General features: G+C 72.8%; 8 protein-coding genes. 2 read left to right on the top strand and 6 right to left on the bottom strand.

The genetic code is table 11. From position 1 onward, the window contains the following. Positions 1 to 1,155, top strand: a 1,155-nt coding sequence (locus ACFYW1_RS34405; protein WP_389002387.1) for an alpha/beta fold hydrolase, incomplete at its 5' end; no start/stop codon positions are given. Between the two features lie 456 nt (positions 1,156 to 1,611). On the opposite strand, the gene sbnB is transcribed toward ACFYW1_RS34405, so the two are convergent. From sbnB to ACFYW1_RS34435, 6 genes are all read right to left on the bottom strand, one after another. Beyond that, positions 1,612 to 2,619 (bottom strand): 2,3-diaminopropionate biosynthesis protein SbnB, encoded by a 1,008-nt coding sequence (gene sbnB / locus ACFYW1_RS34410; protein ID WP_389002390.1) that lies wholly within the window; start codon positions 2,617 to 2,619, stop codon positions 1,612 to 1,614. A gap of 25 nt (positions 2,620 to 2,644) precedes the next feature. After that, entirely contained in the window at positions 2,645 to 3,592 is a 948-nt protein-coding gene (gene sbnA, locus ACFYW1_RS34415) for a 2,3-diaminopropionate biosynthesis protein SbnA (RefSeq protein ID WP_389002393.1), read from the bottom strand. Further along, the gene (locus ACFYW1_RS34420) at positions 3,589 to 4,815 is read right to left on the bottom strand and encodes a glutamate synthase-related protein (protein WP_389002396.1); all 1,227 of its coding nucleotides are present in this window, start codon (positions 4,813 to 4,815) and stop codon (positions 3,589 to 3,591) included. Before ACFYW1_RS34420 ends, sbnA begins: the two co-directional genes overlap by 4 nt. Continuing rightward, positions 4,812 to 5,825 (bottom strand): asparagine synthetase A, encoded by a 1,014-nt coding sequence (locus ACFYW1_RS34425; RefSeq protein ID WP_389002399.1) that lies wholly within the window; start codon positions 5,823 to 5,825, stop codon positions 4,812 to 4,814. The genes ACFYW1_RS34420 and ACFYW1_RS34425 overlap by 4 nt, the downstream gene beginning before the upstream one ends. Positions 5,826 to 5,908: 83 nt before the next feature. Further along, entirely contained in the window at positions 5,909 to 7,192 is a 1,284-nt protein-coding gene (locus ACFYW1_RS34430) for a methylaspartate mutase (RefSeq protein WP_389002402.1), read from the bottom strand. Continuing rightward, positions 7,179 to 7,649 carry a cobalamin B12-binding domain-containing protein gene (locus tag ACFYW1_RS34435; protein ID WP_389002405.1) on the bottom strand — a complete coding sequence of 157 codons (471 nt, stop codon included), beginning with the start codon at positions 7,647 to 7,649 and terminating at the stop codon, positions 7,179 to 7,181. The genes ACFYW1_RS34430 and ACFYW1_RS34435 overlap by 14 nt, the downstream gene beginning before the upstream one ends. 375 nt (positions 7,650 to 8,024) lie before the next feature. On the opposite strand from ACFYW1_RS34435, the gene ACFYW1_RS34440 reads away from it, so the two are divergent. Next, the gene (locus ACFYW1_RS34440; RefSeq protein ID WP_389002409.1) at positions 8,025 to 16,883 is read left to right on the top strand and encodes an amino acid adenylation domain-containing protein; all 8,859 of its coding nucleotides are present in this window, start codon (positions 8,025 to 8,027) and stop codon (positions 16,881 to 16,883) included. Positions 16,884 to 16,933: the final 50 nt, after the last annotated feature.

Below are 16,933 nucleotides of genomic sequence, written 5' to 3' on the forward strand. Positions count from 1 at the left end.
CTGCCCCTGACCCCCAACGGGAAGGTCGACACCAAGGCCCTGCCCGCCCCCGGCCACCACCGGCCCGAACTCGCCACCACCTACACCCCGCCCCGCAACTCGACGGAAGAGACCATCACCGCGGTCTGGACCGACGTCCTCGGCATCGACACCATCGGCATCCACGACAACTTCTTCGAACTGGGCGGACAGTCGATCAGCGCGGTGCGGGCGGTTTCCCGGCTGCGGGAAGCCGGCCTGGGCGTCACCCTCCAGCAGTTCGTACGGCATCCGACGGTGGCCCGGCTTGCGGCTGCGCTGGACATCCCGCAGGCGGCTTCGGCCGGGCTGGCGGTGCTCCTGTCGTCCGTGGTGGACCCGGAGCTGCCCGTTCTTTTCTGTGTGCATCCGGGTGGCGGCAGCACACACCCGTACCGGGCTCTCGCACGGTGCCTGACGGGCAGGTTCACCGTGTACGGCATCCAGGCGCCGGGCCTCGACGCGAGTGAGGCACCGCTCGTCGGGATGGAGTCGATCGCGGACCGGTACTGGCGGGAGATCCGCCGTGTGCGGCCCACGGGCCCGTGCGCCATCCTCGGATGGTCGACCGGCGCGGTGATCGCACACGCGATGGGGGTGCGGGCCCCGGAGGAGGTGGCCGGGCTGTACCTGCTGGAGCCGGCGGTGACCGGCGACGACCAGCAGGACCGCTTCCAGCAGTACGCCGAGGTCTACCGCCGGGTGAACGAGTTGTGGCACCGCGGCCAGGACGAGCGTGGTGCTCAACGGGCCGCGACAGAGCGGGAGTTGAAGCGCCTTGCTCCGGAGATGAACCTCGGCGAGGACATGGTCACGCTCGACGAGTGGCTTCCCTTCGAGGTGCTGGAGGCCGAGGTGCGCTCGCTCGCCGCCTACCGGCCCGGCCGCTCGGTGGCCAGAGCGACGCTGTTCGTCAGCGACACGGTGCGCGACGGCAGCGGCGACGAGGTGCCGGAGGCCCAGTACCTCGCCCACTGGCGCGGTCTCTACCCGGAAGGGCTCGCCCAGCGGACGATGCCGGGTCGGCACATGGAGATGGTCCGGGGCGACGAGCAACTGGAGGCCGTGGTCTCCGCGTTGCAGGAGACGACGCCGCCCGACGCCACCGACCGGGAACAGGAGTTGCTGCAGGTCTGACCGCGGGACGTCGCCGGAGCAACGGGAGCCGGCAGAGCCGACGAGGGCCCACCACGGAAACGTGGTGGGCCCTCGTCGTGCTTGTTCGCCGGCTCTTCGTCATCCGTGAGCGGCGGTGTCCGTGGTCCGGAGAGCACGTCACCCTGCCCGGTCCTTCCCGTCCGCGGCTCCACCGGAGTCCCACCCGGGCCGGGCGGCCGGGGCACCGGACCGGAAGGCCGCTGAGGGAGCCCGGCCCCGGCCCGCTCCCCGCCTGTCGGCCCGGGGCTTCGGAGTCTTGAGGCTTCGGAACCTCGGGGCTCCGAGGGCTCCCTGTCCGGCGTTGCCCCGGCCCCGCTGCCGGTGACGTCTCCGTACCGGCCCTCCCGCACTCCCTCCCCGCCCCTTCCCCTGCCGCTCCCGGCGCACATGCCGACGCCCCGGTCCCGTCGGGAGAAGCGGCCGGTGCCGCCCGGCTCACCAGCGCTTCAGCTCGGGGAAGAAGCCCGGTATCTCGGTGGCGCGACCGGTGGCCAGGGCGGTTCGGTAGATGTGGTGGCCGACGGCCAGGTCGAGGACGCCGAGGCCGAACGGGGAGAAGACGGTGGGGCGGTCGTGGGACAGGGTCACCTCGCCGCGCAGCACGTCGGCCAGCGTGCCGTTGATGAAGTCGCGTGTGCCGTACTCCATCTCCGTCAGATGGGGCGAGGTCTGCGCGGTGAGGCAGTGGTCGATGTCGTCCAGGACGTTGTTGCACTTGATCATGACGGTGGGGTGGATGTCGCGCAGGGACAGGTTCAGGATGAGCTGGCCCGGCAGGACGGTCTGCTGGTCGGTCAGCCAGGGCGCCGGGGCGGTGGTGGCGAGGACGACCAGGTCGGCGGTGGCCAGGGCCGCGTCGACCTGCGGCACGGTGCGGGCCTGCCAGCCGTGGGTGTCGGCGACGTAGGAGGCGAAGGTCTTGGCGTACGTGTCGACGTGGTCGTGGACCAGGCATTCGCGGACGTCGGTGCCGCGCGCCGCGAGGAAGTCGGAGACGGTCCGGCCGATGATGCCGGCGCCGACGAAGAGCACCGTCTTCGGACCGTCGTCGGCGGCGAGGGTCTCCACGGCGAGCGCGGCGGACGCCGCGGTACGGGCGGCGCTGATGCCGGACGCCTCCAGGCAGGCGAACGGGTAGCCGGTCTCGGCGTCGTTCAGCAGGAGGACGGCGGAGGCACGCTGCAGGTTCTGGTTCACGTTCTGCGGGTAGCTGGCGATCCACTTGAGGCCGGAGACCGGTGCGTCGCCGCCGAGGTGGGCGGGCAGCGCGATGATCCGGGCGCCGGGATCGTGCGGGAAGCGCAGGAAGTGGCTGTTGGGGTTCACGGTGGCCCCGCGGCTGTGCTGGAGGTAGGTCTCCCGCACGAGATCCAGGACGTCCGACGGCGCGGAGCCGATGACGTCCTGGGCAACGGAGCCGTCGATCACGTGGAAGGTTGACATCGGTGGTTGCCTTTCGCGGGCGGGATCAAGTGAGGACACCGAAGTTCCGCTCGACCCAGTCGTTGTTGTAGACCGTGCCGAGGTAGCGCTCGCCGAGGTCGGGAGAGATCGCGGCGATGCGGGAGCCGACCGGGATGGTGTCGGCGCGACGGCGGACGGCGGCCAGGACCGAGCCGGTGGAGCCGCCGGTGAGCAGGCCGTGGGTGCGGGCGAGCAGCCGGCACTCGCGTACGGCGTCCTCCTCGGCGACCATCACCACGTCGTCGGCGAGATCGGGCTCGAAGAGTTCGGGGATGCGGCTGGCGCCCAGCCCGGGGATGTGCCGCGGGCCGGGGGCGGCGCCGAAGAGGACGGAACCGAGGGCGTCGACGGCGACGATCCGGGTGTGCGGCGAGAACTCGCGCAGGTACTGCGCGCAGCCGACGAACGTACCGGTGGAGCCGACGCCGATGAACAGGTAGTCGAGGTGCTGGACCGTCTTGAGCAGGGTGCGCGCGGTCTGTTCGTAATGGGCGCGCGGATTGGCCGGGTTGGCGTACTGGTTGAGCCAGACCACGGTGGGGTCCGCTTCGATGCGGCGCCGGATGTGGGCGATGCGGGACTGGAGGAAACCACCGTTGGCGTCGACGGTGTCGACGACGACCACCTCGGCGCCCAGGGCACGCATGTGGTCGATGCTGGTGGCGTTGGTGTTCGGGTCGACGACGCAGGTGAAGCGGTAGCCCTTGGTCGCGCAGATGGAACTGAGGGCGATACCGAGGTTCCCGGACGAGGACTCGATGACGCGGGCGCCCGGTGCGAGGACACCGCGGTGCTCGGCGTCCTCGATGAGGCTCAGCGCGGTCTTCAGCTTGACGGAGCCGGCCGGGTTGAGGCCCTCGATCTTCAGGAAGAGGTCCGAGCCGGGCACCAGCCGGGGCAGCAGGACGAAGAGGTCGTCGGTGACCAGCTCGTAGGAGTGCTCGTAGATCATGACCGGGGCTCCCAGAGGTCTTCGGGGCCGGTCTCCTCCGCCGCGTAGCGGCCCAGTGCGCTGACGGCCATGCGCAGTTCCAGCGCCATGGCCTCCAGCAGGCGTTCGAGGCCGTGCTCGGGGTCCTCGTCGGCGGCGATCAGCGCGGCGCGGCCGAGGCCGACGGCGCGGGCGCCGAGGGCGAGCAGCTTCACGGCACGGATGCCGTCCCAGACGCGTCCGCTGGCGAGGAGGGTGCGGCCGGCGGGGTCGACGCGGCGCAGGCATTCGGCGAGGGGCAGCCCGACGTGGCCGAGGAAGCCGGTCGGGGCCCAGCCGGTGCCGCCCTCGGCACCGTCGACGGCGACGGCGTCGGCACCGGCGTCCCAGGCGATGGTGGCGGCCCGGCCGATGTCGCGGCCGGGGAAGAGCTTCACCCAGCAGCGGGCGCGCGGGTAGTTGTTGCGCATGAGCTGGATCTGCCGGCGGAAGATCTCGTCGGTGAAGGTGCCCGGGCTCGCGCAGCGCAGGATCGAGGAGGCGCCGGGGCCCAGCCGTTCGACGGCGTACTGTCCGGCGAGGTCGGCCGCGACCGTTTCGCTGATCATGGTGAGGCCGCCGAGGCCGGGCTTGGCCCCCTGGCCGACCTTGAGTTCGAAGCCGAGGCGGCCGGTGGCCAGGAGCCCGGTGACCGCGGGGTCGCTGTAGACGTGGTTCCAGACCTCGGAGTCGGCGTCCTCGGTGCTCTGCTGGACGCAGATGCCGCCCACGCCGTCGGGGAGTTCCTCGCAGTACGCCTGCACCCGCTCCAGCAGGCCCTTGCGGTGGTCGTCGCCGCTGGAGCGGAAGCCGTTCATGGGGGCGACGTTCTCGCCGATGACCATGGGGACGCCGAGCCGTCCGGCCTGGCGGCTGAGGGCGAGACTGGTGCTGGTGACACGGGTGGAGCCGAGCGCGGACAGATAGACCGGCAGCGGGGCGGTGAAGCCGCCGAGGGCGGTGTCGAGGCGGACGTCGGAGTAGAGGGGTTCGCGGCCGAGGTCGACGAGTTTGGCCAGGCGGCCCGGCATGAAGACGGGCGGGGTCAGGCGCAGAGCGTCGATCTCGTCGCCGGCGGGTTCGGGGACGGCGCCGAAGACAGTGGTGCCGTAGCTGTCCAGGGGCGGGAAGACGGCGGCGGCGCCGTCACGGGCCCGGGCGCGGACGGTGTCCTCGGGCAGGCCGGGTGCAGCCAGCTGGGTCACGGCGACACGACCCCCGCGATCTTCGGGAAGGCCGTGGTCCGCCAGACGGAGTCCAGGCCGGTGACCCAGCGGGTCAGGCGCTCCAGGCCGATGCCGAAGCCGGCGCTGCTGGGGATGCCGTGCCGGGCGACGTCGAGGTACCAGGCGTACTTGGCGGGGTTCTCGCCGGTTTCGCGCATCCGGGTGACCAGGGCCGTGTAGTCGTACTCGCGTTCGCTGCCGCTGCACAGTTCGCCGCAGCCCTCGGGGGCGATGAGGTCGAAGTTGAGCAGGGTGCCGGGCTCGGCCGGGCTCTCCTTGTCGTAGAAGCCGCGGGAGCCCTTGGGGTAGCCGACGATGAAGAACGGGGCGTCGGACTGGCGGGAGATGCGCTCCTCGGCCTCCCACTCGATCTCGGTGCCGGCGTCCTGCGGGTACCCGCCGCGGCGCAGGCCGTCGACGACCTCGCCGTGCGGGACGCGGGCGAACGGCCGGGCCACGAGGCGGCGCAGGGCCTCGGGATCGCGGCCCAGGACGGCGAGGTCGTCGCCGCACTCGTCGACGACAGTGGTCACGGCGTGACGGACCAGCCGCTCGGCGACACCCATGGCGTCGTCCCGGGTGGCGCCCGCGTACTCGACGTCGATCTGCCGGAACTCGGTGAGGTGGCGTTGGGTGCTGCTGGTCTCGACGGGTTCGAGGCGGACGTTGGGCGTGATGAGGAAGATGCGGTCGAAGGCCAGCAGCGACGCCTGCTTGTAGAGGATGGCGCTGGTCATCAGCTTGTAGCGGTGGCCGTAGTAGTCGACGTCGACCTGCTTGGCGCCGCGCGAGCCCGGGTCGGTGACGGGGCCGATGATCGGGTGGGCCATCTCCACGGCACCGTCGGAGCGCAGGAAGGAACGGGCACCGGCCATCAGGGCCTGCTGGATGCGCAGGGCCGCCCGGGTGCGCGGGTCGCGCAGGTGTTCCAGTGGTGAGGGCAGCGCGGCGGCCTCGGGTGTCGGCGGGAGATCTGTCTGAAGTGTCATGTCTGTCATGTCCTGTCCTGTCGTTGCCGGGTCGGGGCACCAGCCATTGGTGGCGGAGGGGCGCCGGGGCGGGGCCGCTCGGATCAGCTCGCCCTGTCGAGGCGGGCCGCGGGATCGTCGTAGCGGTTCTTGACATGGTTGAGCGCCTGCAGCAGCCCGGACGAGGTCAGCCGCCGGGACGGCTGCGCGGCGGTGGGCCGGCCGAGCGGGAGCGACCCGGTGCGGGACCACTCCAGCCGGCCGCGGTCGGAGATGAAGCTGCGGGTGCGCCCCGCGTTGTCGGGGTGCAGGCAGAAGGGGACGTCGAGGTAGCCGTGGGCGAAGGCACGGATCAGGGCCTGGCCCAGGTCGTCGTGCAGGTTCAGGACGGCCTCGACGAGGGAGCGGGCCTCCGCCTCGATGCCGGTGGACGGCGGCGGAGCGGCCGGCCGCGTGGTGCGGGCGGCCGCGGCGGCGGTCTCCAGCGCGATGACGTTCTCCTCGACGGAGGGGATGCGGGCCGACTCCGCCGGCGTCTTGACGATGAGCCGGGCGGCGCCGGTGCGCACGGCGAGCCGGGCGGCGTCCGCCACGAGCCGCAGCGCGCCGTCCCAGGTCTCCGGGTAGACGCCCATGTACGCGTAGACGACCACGTGCCAGGAGACGTCCGGGAGTTGGTCGGCGGCGATGGCGCGCAGCGCGTGGACGGCCTCCTCGTCCTGTTCACGGCTGGTCTGCTGGGCATAGCTGAGGGAGACGCTGCGCAGACCGTGCCGGCGGAAGAACATGGCTTCCAGGACGGAGAGGGCGACGAGCAGGGAGGGCGGGCAGAGCTGGCCCAGCATGCAGCCGCCGAAGGTCTCCAGGTGCGGTTCGGCGCCGGTCTCGCGCAGGGCGGCGAGCCTGCGGGACGCCTCGGCCCAGGCCTGGACCGAAGTGGCCAGCGGGGTGCGGCCGTAGGGCAGGCAGTAGGAGGCGGGGCCGCCCTCGGTGGCGTCGAGCCCGGCGGCGATGAGGGCTTCGACGATCCGGCCGGGCCGCGCGGAGCCGTGCCGTACCTGGACCGGGAAACCGGGCCCGTGGACGCCGTCGAGGAGACCGGTGGTGGTCTCGACGGGCATGCTGACCAGCGGATAGCCGTTGAGGTGGTGGTCCTGGGCGACGGCGCGGGCGGCGGCGGCGTAATCGCCGACACGGGTGAAGCTGTCCAGGGTGAGGGTGCCGACGGTGGTGGCGTCGGCGGCACGGGTGGCGATCAGGCCGGTGCGCATCAGGGCGGGGTCGGCGAAGCCCATACGGGGCTGCACGACGAGGCTGCCGGTGCGGGCGGCTTCGGCGACGAAGCGGTGGAAGGCGCCGCCGGCGGGTGCGGGTTCAGCGGACGGCATCGGCGTGGGGCCTTCCGTGCCGGTGCTCGGGCAGGGAGTCGAGCAGGGCGAGCAGTCCGGGGACGGCGTTCGGGCCGGTCAGGACGGCGTCGAAGCCGGCCTCGGTGAGCGAGTCGTGGACCTCCGGGGCGACGGTGCCCGAGGTGTCCAGCTTGCCTCCGATGACGAGCGGCACCTCGGCCAGCGCCGGCACGGCACGCACCGCGCGGGCCAGGCCCGTGGCCTCCTCGGCGCCGTGTCCGTTGACCGTGCTGACCACGACGAGATCGGGCGTACGGGCCGTGGCCTCCTCGATCAGGAGGTCGACCGGGACGCACGCACCGAGATTGGTGACTTCCCAGCCCTGTTCCTCCAGCAGCAGCTGCAGGAAGAGCAGGTTCCAGGTGTGCGAGTCCGAGGCGATGGTGGTCAGGACTGCGTGGTGCGGGCTGTCCGGGGGCTGGCTATGCGGGTACACGACCGGCTTTTCCTCTCGACACCGTGATGGGGCCGCGACCACTGTGATCGGGCCGGGTACCCGTGAAATCGCCCTCCGTGGGGCGTCCGGGCTGGGCGTTGGTAACGCCGTCCATGGTGGCCAGCGGTGATCGCGAGCGGCACTGGGCAGTTGTGACCATCCCCGGGGGAGTCATTTGTGTCCACTGGGGTCGTGCGTCCGCCCGTCCTAGCCTGCTCGTCGCGGACGTTCGGCGCCGGCGGCCGCGGTTCCGCCGGCGGCACGGCCCCCGGCCCGCCCGGAGGCCCCCGCCCCGCCCCTTGCCGCGCGCCGCACGACGTGCCGCCCGTGAACCGCTTGTACCGCTGACGATGTCCTGACGATGGGGAGAGAACGGTGGCTGATCACCAGCTGGGGGAGTGGCGGCACGCACTGGCGGGCCTCGAACCGTTGGAACTGCCCTCGGACCGCAGGCCGTCGGACGACGGACCGGGTCCTGCGGACCGGGTCCCGTTCGACGTGCCCGCCCGCACCGCCGACGCGCTGACCGCACTGGCCCGTGACCGGGGCGTGGAACTGCCCGCGGTCCTGCTGACGGTGTTTCACACGCTGCTGGCGCGGCACGCCGGCCGGGGCGACGTCCCGGTGGCGGTGCCGGCGGACGGCACGCGGGACGCCGACACGGCGACCATGGTGCGGGGCGCGGCCGGCGACCCGGCGTTCACCGAGGCCCTGGCGCACGTCGCGCGGGGCGTGGCGGACGCCGTCGCCCGCGGCCCGGTACCGATCGCGGCGCTGGCCGACGCGGCCGGCGGCACAGGGGCAGTGGTGGCGTGGTTCGCGTGGCGCACGGCCGGCCGGGAGGCCGCCGCGTTCCCGCCGGACGCACACATCACCCTGGAAGTCGTCGCGGACGGCGGGGAACTGAACGGTTTCCTCGGCTACCGGACCGATCTGTTCGAACGGGCCACGGCGGAGCGGATGGCGGGGCACCTCGCGACGCTCGCGCGTTCCGCCGCCGACGCGCCCGGGGAGCCGCTCAGCGCGCTGGAGATGCTGACGGAGCCGGAGCGGCACCGGATCCTGACCGAGTGGAACGGGCCGCGGTCCGCCTTCCCGGACACCGCGACCGTGCACCGGCTGGTGGAGGAACAGGTCGCGCACCGGCCCGACGCGGTGGCCCTGGAGTACGACGGGCAGCGACTGACCTACCGGGAGCTGGACGAGCGGGCCGAAGGGCTGGCGCAGTACCTGGCGGAGCGGGGCGTGGGACCCGGCGCGCTGGTCGCGGTGTGCCTGGACCACGGCACGGACCTGGTGTGCGCGCTGCTCGGCGTGCTCAAGTCGGGTGCCGCATACGTACCGTTGGACCCGGCCTACCCGGCCGAGCGGCTGCGGTACATGGTCGAGGACAGCGCCGCGCCGGTGGTGGTGACGCAGTCCGCGCACGCGGACCTGTTCGCGCCGGACACCACGCTGCTGCTGGCCGACCGGGAGTGGCCGGCCGGCACCGGCACCGCCCCGGTCGCCGCCGCGGGCCCGGACGACGTGGCGTACGTCATCTACACCTCGGGTTCGACGGGCCGCCCCAAGGGCGTGCGGGTCGGCCACCGGGGCGTCGTCAACTACCTGCACTGGTGCGACCGGAACTACCCCCCGGCACCCGGTGCGCGGATCGGTTCCCTGCTGTGCTCGTCGGCGGCCTTCGACTTGACGGTGACCGCGCTGTTCCTGCCGCTGGTTCAGGGGCTGTGCCTGGTGGTGCCGAAGCCGGAGCCGGGACACGGAGTGTTCGACGCGGCCGTGGACATCGTCGCGACCGGTGTCCCGATCAGCTTCCTGAAGGCGACGCCCGCACACCTGGAGCTGCTGACCGCCCGGCTGGAGCAGGACGGCGTCCGGCACGGCATCGCCACGCTGGTCGTGGGCGGCGAGGACCTGGCACCGGTGCTGGCGCACCGGGCGCTGACCCTGGGCACCGGGGAGACCGCGGTCGTCAACGAGTACGGGCCGACCGAGGCGACCGTCGGCAACGTGGTCAGCCGGACGACGACGGTGGACCCGGCGGCGGACCACGTTCCGATGGGCCGGGCGATCGACAACACCGAGGTGTACGTCGTCGGGGCGCACGGCGAGGTCCAGCCGGTCGGAGTGCCCGGTGAGCTGCTGATCGGCGGCATCAACGTGGCCCTCGGCTATCTGGACCGACCCGACCTGACGGCGCGGCGGTTCGTGCCGCACCCGTTCTCGGCCGATCCCGGGGCACGCGTGTACCGCACAGGCGACCTGGTGAAGTGGCTGCCGGACGGGCGCCTGGTCTACCTGGGCCGCATGGACGACCAGGTCAAGCTGCGTGGGCACCGGGTGGAACTCGGGGAGATCGAGAACGCCCTGCTGTCCCGGCCGGCCGTCGCGGCGGCCACGGTCGTGGTCCGTGAGGACACCCCGGGCGACAAGCGCCTGGTGGCGTACCTGGTGCCGGCCGGCGGCACGGCCGTGCCCGTGGCCGGACTACGCGCGGCACTGGCACGGGAACTGCCCGAGCACATGCTGCCCGCCCGGTACGTCGTACTGGAACGGCTGCCGCTCACCCCGAACGGCAAGGTGGACCGGCGGGCGCTGCCCGCGCCCGAGAGCCACCGCCCGGACGTCTCCGCCGCGTTCGCCGCGCCGCGCACCCCCACGCAGCGAACGATCGCCGGGATCTGGGCCGAGCTGCTGGGCGTCGACGAGGTCGGCGCGGACGACGATTTCTTCGAGCTGGGCGGCCACTCCCTGCTGGCCGCCCGGGTCGCAGCCCGGCTGCGCCGGGACCTCGGGGTGGACGTGCCGTACCGGACGCTGTTCGACGCACCGACACCGGCGCTGCTGGCGACGGCCGTGGACGCGCTGGATCCGGGGACCTGTGCCGCGATCCCGCGGGCGGACCGGTCGACGGGTGCCCTGCCGCTGTCCTTCGCACAGCAACGCATGTGGTTCCTGGACCAGTTGGCCCCGGGCCGGGCCGAGTACGCGATCCCGGTGGGGCTGCGGATCGAGGGGGACTTCGCGCCGGACGCGTTCGGCGCCGCGCTGACGGCCCTGACCGCCTCGCACGAGATCCTGCGGACCCGGTTCGTCGCGGACGCCACGGGACACCCCTTCCAGGTCGTCGACGCCGCGCGGGAAGTGACGGTGGACGTCCACGACGCCCGGCACCTCGGTGCCGACGCCGCGCGCGAGATGCTGCGCGAGGCGGCGGGACGGCCGTTCGACCTGGCCACCGGCCCGCTGCTGCGTGCGATGGCGGTGCGGGTGGCCGACACGGAGTGGCTGCTGCTGCTCACGGTGCACCACATCGTCTCCGACGGCTGGTCGGAGGGCATCCTGGCCCGGGAGCTGGGCGAGCTGTACGGTGCGGCGGTGGCCGGCCTGCCGGGCGAACCGGCTCCCCCCGGTATCCAGTACGCGGACTTCGCGAGCTGGCAGCGCGAGGTGCTGGACGGTCCGGCGCTGGCGGGGCAGTCGGCGTACTGGCGGGAGCGGCTCGCCGGAGTACGACCGCTGGAACTGCCGACCGACCACCGGCGGCCGGCCGAGCGGTCGGGCCGGGGCGGCACGGTGTCCTTCTCGGTGCCCGCCGACGTGGCCGGCGCGGCCCGGCGGCTGGCGGCGGGACAGGGGGCGAGCCTGTTCATGTCGCTGCTGGCGGTGTTCCAGCTGCTGATGGCGAAGTACAGCGGCCAGGACGACATCGCGGTCGGCAGCCCGGTCGCCGGCCGCAACCGTGCCGAGACGGAGGAGCTGATCGGCTTCTTCGTGAACACCCTGGTCATGCGCACCGATCTGTCCGGCGATCCGGTGTTCACCGAGTTGCTGGACCGGGTCAAGGACACCGCGCTCGGTGCTTTCGACCACCAGGACCTGCCCTTCGAACGCCTCGTGGAGGAACTCGCCCCCGACCGCGACCTGTCCCGCAACCCCCTGTTCCAGACCATGTTCGCGCTGCAGAACACCCCCGACGGCCACGCCTGGCAACTGCCCGGAGCAGCGGTGGAGCCGTTCGCCGTCCGCGAGGAGGAGGCCAAGTTCGACCTGACCCTCATCCTCACTGAGCGGCCCGACGGCTCGCTCGCCGGCGATCTGGTGTTCGCCCTCGACCTGTTCGCACCGGACACGGCGGAGCGGCTGGCGGAGCACTTCACCACGCTGCTGCGCGCGGCGGTCGCCGGCCCGGAGCGGCGCCTGTCCGAACTGGAGGTGCTGACCGGTGCCGAACGGCACCGGGTGCTGGGCCGGTGGAGCGGGACGGCGGCCGCCACGGACACCGGGACCGGGACGACGGTGCACCGGCTCGTCGAGGAGTGCGCCGCCCTGCGACCCGACACGACGGCGGTGCTCTCGGCCGACGGGGAACTGACCTATCGGGAGCTGAACGCGCGGGCCAACCGGCTCGCCCGGCACCTGCGCCTTCGCGGAGCCGGCCCCGGGGACGTGGTCGCCGTGTGCCTGGAACGAGGCCCCGAACAGATCACCGCACTGCTCGCGGTCCTCAAATCCGGCGCCGCCTACCTGCCGCTGGACCCGGAGCACCCCGCCGACCGGCTCGCCCACATGGTCGCGGACGCGCGGGCCGCTCTCGTGGTCACCGACAGCGCCCGGGCCGCACGGCTGCCCGACGAGCCCGGCCGGTTCCTCACCGACCGGGACCGGCCCTCCCTCGCGGACCTGCCGGCCCACGACCTCGAACCCGCGGCGTCCTCCGACGACCTGGCGTACGTGATCTGCACCAGCGGATCCACCGGCCGGCCCAAGGGCGTCGAGATCGAGCACCACAGCCTGGTGGGCCTGGTCCACTGGACGGCCGACACCTTCGGCGCGGCCCCGGGACGGCGCGTCGCGCTGCTGGCCGGGGTCGGATTCGACGCGGCGGCCTGGGAACTGTGGCCCGCACTGGCGACCGGTGCCACGGTGTGCGTACCCGACGACACGGTGCGGCTGACACCGGCGCTGCTCCAGCGCTGGCTGAGCGAGCGGCGGATCACGGGCACCTTCGTCTCGACACCGGTGCTGGAGTCGCTGGCGGCCCTCGACTGGTCGGAACCGACCTCCCTGGAGTACGTGCTGACCGGCGGTGACGCGCTGCGCCTGCCGGCCGGGCTGCACCTGCCCTTCCGCGTCGTCAACAACTACGGGCCGACCGAGTCGACGGTGGTGACGACCTCGGCCGAGATCGTCCCCGGCACGGCCGTACCGCCGATCGGCCGCCCGGTGCGCGGCACCTTCGTGTACGTGGTGGACCGGTACGGCCGGCCGGTGCCGACCGGGGTGCCGGGCGAACTCCTCGTCGGCGGCTCCGGACTGGCACGCGGATACCGGGGCCTGCCCGAGCAGACGGCGGAACGGTTCGTGACCGCCGACGTCGACGGCACACCGCGCCGGGTCTACCGCACCGGCGACCGGGTGCGCTGGCTGGCCGACGGGCAACTGGAGTTCCTGGGGCGGCTGGACGACCAGGTGAAGCTGCGCGGACACCGCATCGAACCCGGTGAGATCGAGGCGGTGCTGCTGGCCGGCCCCGACATCACCGCGGCCACCGTCGTCGTCCGGGAGGACGCCCCCGGCGAAAAACGACTGGTCGCGTACGTCGTCCCGGCCGCGGGCGCCACAATCCACGGCGAGACCCTGCGCGGGCGGCTGCGCCGTGAACTGCCCGACTACATGGTGCCGTCCGCGTTCATGGCGCTGGAACGGCTGCCACTGACCCCGAACGGCAAGGTGGACCGGCGGGAACTGCCCGCGCCCGAACCACGCGCCTCCGGGGCCGGCGGCCCGGCCCCCCGTACCCCGGTCGAGCGCGCGATCGCCACGGCCTGGTCCCAGGTGCTGGGCACCGAGGTCACCGGCGCGGACGACAACTTCTTCGAGCTCGGCGGCCACTCCCTGCTCGCCACCCAGGTGACGTCACGGCTGCGGGACGCGCTGGGCGTGGAGGTACCGGTGCGGGAGCTGTTCGCGTCACCCACCGTCGCCGGGCTGGCCGCGGCCGTGGCGGAACTCGCCGCCGACGGCACGGCCGGTGCGGAGCGCATCGTGCCGGCCGACCGGACCGACGGGCCGCTGCCACTGAGCTTCGCCCAGCAGCGGCTGTGGTTCCTCGACCAACTGGAGCCCAGACGCGCCGAGTACGTCGTGCCCTTTGCCCTGCGCGTCAGCGGTGCGCTGGACACCGACGCCCTCGACGCGGCGCTGACCCGCATGCTGGCACGGCACGAGACCCTGCGGACGAGGTTCGTCGCCGCCGACGACGGCGAGCCGACCCAGATCGTCGACCCGCCGCAGCCGGTGCACACGGCCGTCCACGACCTGCGGCACATCGCCGACACCGAGGAACGCCAGGAGGCGGCACGACACCTGGCCCGCGCGGAGGCCGCCCGCCCGTTCGACCTGACGACGGGACCGCTGCTGCGCGCCCACCTGGTGCGCCTGGCCGACGAGGAGGCGCACCTGCTGCTGACGGTGCACCACATCGTCTGCGACGGCTGGTCGGAGCCGGTGATGGCGCGCGAACTGCGGGAGGGCTACCGGGCGGCGACGACCGGCACCCCGCCCGAGGACACGCAACTGCCCGTGCAGTACGCGGACTTCTCCGTGTGGCAGCGGCAGCAGCTCACCGGTGACGTGCTGGAGGGGCAGCTGGCGTACTGGCGGGAGCGGCTCGCCGGGATCGAACCCCTGGAACTGCCCACCGACCATCGCCGTCCGGAGCGGCGGGCCGGAGGCGGCGACACCGTGACGTTCGAGGTGGGCGCGGCAGTGGCCGCCGGGCTGCGGAAGGCGGCCATGAGCGGCACCGCGAGCCTGTACATGGTGCTGCTGGCCGCCTTCCAGGTGCTGCTGGTCAAGTACGCCCGCCAGGACGACGTGACCGTCGGCAGCCCGGTCGCCGGCCGCAACCGTGCCGAGACCGAGGACCTGATCGGCTTCTTCGTGAACACCCTGGTCATGCGCACCGACCTGTCCGGCGATCCGGCGTTCACCGAGCTGCTGGACCGGGTCAAGGACACCGCGCTCGGTGCCTTCGACCACCAGGACCTGCCCTTCGAACGCCTCGTGGAGGAACTCGCCCCCGACCGCGACCCGTCCCGCAACCCCCTGTTCCAGACCATGTTCGTGTTCCAGAACACGCCGGACGAGCACGGCTGGAGCCTCCCCGGGCTGGACGTGGAACCCTTCGCGGTCACACTGCCGGACGCCAAGTTCGACCTCACCCTGATGATGTCCGAGGCCGCGGACGGCGGACTGCGCGGCACCCTGGAGTACCGGACGGACCTCTTCGAACGGGACACGGTCGCCCGGATGGCCGGCCACCTGGGCGCACTGCTGGAAACGGTGGCCCACGAGCCCGCGGCACGGCTGTCGAGGCTGTGCCTGCTCACCGCCGGGGAAGGGCGGCGGACGGTGGTCGAGTGGAACGACACCGGGGCCGCCTTCCCGGACACCGCCACGCTGCACGGCCTGTTCGAGGAGCGGGCGGCCCAACAGCCGGACACGGTGGCCGTCGAGGGACCGCAGGGCACGCTGACCTACGGCGAGTTGAACGCGCGCGCCAACCGGGTCGCCCACCACCTGCGCACCCGGTACGGGGTGCGGCCGGACATGCCGGTCGCGGTGTGCCTGGAGCGCGGCCCCGATCTGGTGACGGCCGTGCTGGGCGTCCTGAAGGCGGGGGCGCCGTACGTGCCGCTGGACCCGGAGTATCCGCAGGAGCGGCTGGCGTACATGGTGGGGGACACCGGGACCCCGGTCGTCCTCACCGGCTCCGCGCACACCGGCCGACTGCCCTCGGACGTACCGCTGCTGCTGCTCGACGAGGACACCGTGACGCTGGCCGACGAGCCGGACACCGATCCCCGGCCGGCCGCCGCGGCGCACAACCTCGCCTACCTGATCTACACCAGCGGTTCCACCGGCCGCCCCAAGGGCGTCCAGGTCGAACACCGCAGCCTGGTCAACCTGGTGCACTGGACGGCACGCGAGTACGGACTGGAACCCGGGCAGCGGATCGCGCTGCTGGCCGGGATCGGGTTCGATCCGGCGGCGTGGGAGCTGTGGCTCGGCCTGATCCGCGGCGCGACCTGCTGCGTCACCACCGAGACCGTCCGGCTCACCCCGCATCTGCTGCGGGACTGGCTGTGCGAGCAGCGCGTCCACACCACGTTCCTGTCCACGCCGATGTTCGAGGCCCTGGCGGCGCTGCCCTGGGACGCGGACAGCACCCTGGAGTACGTGCTGACCGGCGGTGACCGGCTGCGGATGCCACCGCGAGCACGGCTGCCGTTCCGCGTGATCAACAACTACGGACCCACCGAGGCCACGGTCATCGTCACCTCGGCGGTGGTCGAACCCGGCGACGTGGTCCCACCGATCGGCCGGCCCATCTCCAACACCCTGGTGTTCGTGGTGGACCAGCACGGCCGGCCGGTGCCGGTCGGGGTCCCCGGGGAACTCCTCCTCGGAGGCGTGCCGGTGGCCCGCGGCTACCGAGGCAGGCCGGACCTGACCGAGGAGAAGTTCGTCGAGTACGAGGCCGAAGGGGTGAGCACCCGGGTCTACCGCACCGGTGACCTCGTGCGGTGGCGCGCGGACGGGCAGCTCGAATTCCTGCGGCGGATCGACAACCAGGTGAAGATCCGCGGCAACCGCATCGAGCTCGGCGAGGTCGAGTCCACCCTGCTGACCCACCCCGGCATCGGCGAGGTCTGTGTGATCGTCCGGGAGGACACGCCCGGCGACAAACGGATCGTGGCGTATCTCGTGGCCACCGGCGCGGACGCGCCGAGCACCGCGGACCTCCACACCCACCTGGGGCGGTTCCTGCCCGACTACATGATCCCGGCGGTGTTCGTCACGCTGGAGCGCCTCCCGCTGACCGCCAACGGCAAGGTGGACCGGGCGGCCCTGCCGGTGCCGGACCACCAGCGGCCGGACCTGGGGAGTGAGTACACGGCGCCGCGCAACGCCGTCGAGCGGGCCGTCACCACCGTGTGGCAGGAGCTGCTGGACATCGAACGCGTCGGCGTGCACGACGACTTCTTCCAGCTGGGCGGGCATTCGTTGCTCGCCACGCAGGTGGCCTCACGGCTGCGGAAGGCGCTGCGGATCGATGTGCCGGTGCGATCCGTGTTCGACTCTCCCACCCCGGCGCGACTCGCCCAGAGCATCGCCGACCTGATGATGGCGGAGATCACGGCCCAGTTCGCACCGGCCGGGTGACCGCATCCCGTGCCACAGCGTGAAGGGGCCGGACCTCGACGACGAGGTCC

Source organism: Streptomyces sp. NPDC002669 (genome assembly GCF_042889165.1).
Taxonomy (GTDB): Bacteria; Actinomycetota; Actinomycetes; order Streptomycetales; family Streptomycetaceae; genus Streptomyces.

Coding starts and splice junctions, on each gene's coding strand:
- sbnB (WP_389002390.1), bottom strand. CDS start 2,619: ATGTCAACCTTCCACGTGATCGACGGCTCCGTTGCCCAGGACGTCATC.
- ACFYW1_RS34425 (WP_389002399.1), bottom strand. CDS start 5,825: ATGACACTTCAGACAGATCTCCCGCCGACACCCGAGGCCGCCGCGCTG.
- sbnA (WP_389002393.1), bottom strand. CDS start 3,592: ATGATCTACGAGCACTCCTACGAGCTGGTCACCGACGACCTCTTCGTC.
- ACFYW1_RS34430 (WP_389002402.1), bottom strand. CDS start 7,192: ATGCCGTCCGCTGAACCCGCACCCGCCGGCGGCGCCTTCCACCGCTTC.